General features: G+C 44.4%; 1 protein-coding gene. It reads left to right on the top strand.

Going from position 1 to position 2,890, the window contains the following annotated elements:
- Positions 1 to 224: 224 nt before the first annotated feature.
- A partial coding sequence (locus ABF638_RS37540; RefSeq protein ID WP_435027813.1) for a COR domain-containing protein occupies positions 225 to 2,890 on the top strand: 2,666 nt, incomplete at its 3' end.

Raw genomic sequence — 2,890 nt, 5'->3', positions numbered from 1 at the left:
TCCATTAATGAGTCTTTTAGCTCCGTTAATGAGGCTTTGAACTCCATTAATGAGTGAATGTTATTTCGAGGGTAGCGATGTCTATGACGGGCTACACCTATGCACCTTGCTATTTAAACATTACAGCCATTTTTACGCAGATCAACACACTAATCCAGTGTCTAAGACTTAGTTACGATATACTACTTTAGTAAATATCGCTACAGAGTTGATGAGGTTTCTAAGTGACAAACGAAGAACTGTTGCAAATTATAGAAAAAGCTGTGAAGAAAAAGGCAACGGAGCTAAACCTCTCTTTCAATCAACTCAGTAGCCTACCGCCAGAAATCAGCCAACTCTCCAACTTGACAACGCTATTCCTTCATAACAATCAACTCAACAGCCTGCCGCCAGAAATCAGCCAACTCTCCAACTTGAGAACGCTATCCTTCTATAACAATCAACTCAATAGCCTGCCGCCAGAAATCAGCCAACTCTCCAATTTGACAAGGCTATTGCTCTCTTTCAATCAACTCAGCAGCCTACCGCCAGAAATCAGCCAACTCTCCAATTTGACAACGCTATCCCTCTCAAACAATCAACTCAGCAGTCTGCCGCCAGAAATCAGCCAACTCTCCAACTTGACTGAGCTATACCTCGATAACAATCGACTCAGCAATCTGCCGCCAGAAATTAGCCAACTCTCCAACTTGACAAGGCTATACCTCGATAACAATCAACTCAGCAGCCTGCCGCCAGAAATCAGCCAACTCTCCAACTTGACAGTGCTATACCTCCATAACAATCAACTCAGCAGCCTGTCGCCAGAAATCAACCAACTCTCCAACTTGACTGAGTTATACCTCTCTGATAATCAACTCAGTAGCCTGCCGCTAGAAATCAGCCAACTCTCTAACTTGAGAAGGCTATCCCTCTATAACAATCAACAATTGACCTCGCCGCCGCCTGAGATTGTCGAGCAGGGAACGCAGGCAATTTTGACCTATCTTCGTAAACGCTTAGAGGGTAGCCTACGGCAGTGGGTTTCTAAACTGCTAGTCGTCGGTGAAGGAGGTGTAGGTAAGACATCCTTATTAAGAGCATTACGCGGTGAAGAGTTCGACACTCAAGAATCCACCACTCACGGTATTGAAATTAAATGGCTCGATCTAAGCCATCCCAGCAAAGCAGGTACTACAATGCATCTGAAAACCTGGGATTTTGGTGGACAGGAAATCTATCATGCTACCCATCAATTCTTTCTCACCAACCGTTCCCTATTCTTACTTGCCTGGAATGCTCGACTGGGATTTGAGCAAGGTAAACTCTACTACTGGCTGGATACTATCAAAGCCTTAGCTCCGGAATCCCCGATTTTACTCGTCGCCACCCACATCGATGAGCGAGATGCAGACCTTCCCCTGGCTGAGTTACGCCGCAAGTACCCCCAGATTATTGAACACTGTAAAATTAGCTCTAAAATCAGCCGAGGCGTTGGAGAACTGCGGCAAGCAATTGCTGAAGCAGCCGCCAAATTACCCTTAATGGGTGAAATCTGGCCTACTACTTGGCTAAATGCTGCCAATGCCATCCGCACCCAGCCGAAAAAACAAATCACACCACAGCAATTGTGGGACATCATGGCTGAGTCCCAAGTTGCTGACATCAGCAAGGAAGTGCTAGCGCGATGGCTGCATGAATTAGGTGAAATTCTCTACTTCCAAGACAACGAAGAACTTAACGATACCGTTATCCTCAAGCCCCAGTGGGTAACTGAATATATCAGCAAAGTACTAGAAAGCGAAGATGTAATCAACCGCAAGGGCATTTTCACCCGTCAGGAAATGGCTCAACTTTGGAGAGACTTAGAGCCATCAATGCGAGATCACTTTTTGCACCTCATGGAGCGTTTTGATCTTTCCTACCGCACTCAAGAAAACCGGGATCTCAGTCTGGTTGTGGAACGTTTGCCCCTCGACGCGCCTAATTATGAACAGAAATGGCAGCAAATTAAACAAACAGGTGAGTGCCATGAAATTTCGATGAAATTTCAACTCAATACTATTCCTGCGGGGATTCCCACTTGGTTTATTGCGCGTCAACACCGCTTCACAACTGGCATTCATTGGCGTAACGGTGTCTTATTTGCTTATGAGCAAGAACATTTAGCATTAGTGGAAGCTGTTAAAAGCGATCGCTATATTAAATTAACAGTGCGAGGCCCTAACCCGCTAAATTTCTTTGTCCTACTTCGAGATGGCATGGAACTCACTCTCGCCAGGTTTCCCGGATTAGACATTCAACGCACAATTCCATGTTTTGGTCATAATGGTCAACCATGTACCCACGAATTTGACTATAAACAACTATCGCAACGCTGGGAAAAAAAGAAAGGCACAATTGAATGTCCAGAAGCGATGGAAGATGTTTCAGTGCCAGAACTCTTATATGGCTTAAACTGGAATACTCAAAATGCAGTGCTAGAACGCATTGACCAGTTAGAAAAAACAGTTGTTGACGGACAAGCAGTAATTCTCGATGAATTCAAAAATCTCCTAGAACTGACGCAACGGGGATTTACCAATGCATTCCGTCGCGAACAAGCAATCATAGATGCTCACTGTCCCAATATCTTTGTGTTGCGTCCCCGTGATGCTAAAGCTTGGCAAAAGAATCTAACTGGACAGAAATTAGATTTACAACTCTATTGCCAAGCACCGGGCTGTTGGCATCCCACCCAAGAAGGTGGTTTATATGAAATAAATGAACCTGCCAAATGGCTGAGAGTAACTGCACCTTATATTGGTAACTTATTCAAAGTTTTGAAATATGCTGCACCGATAATTGGCAATTGGCGGGAGCATCCACTTTTGGAAGATATACAAAATAAGGGAGAATGTAAAAGGAGATA

The organism is Nostoc sp. CALU 1950, from assembly GCF_051172895.1.
GTDB lineage: Bacteria > Cyanobacteriota > Cyanobacteriia > Cyanobacteriales > Nostocaceae > Nostoc > Nostoc edaphicum_A.
The sequence above is the reverse complement of the archived record's forward strand: the minus strand, read 5'-3'. Positions and strand labels throughout refer to the sequence as shown.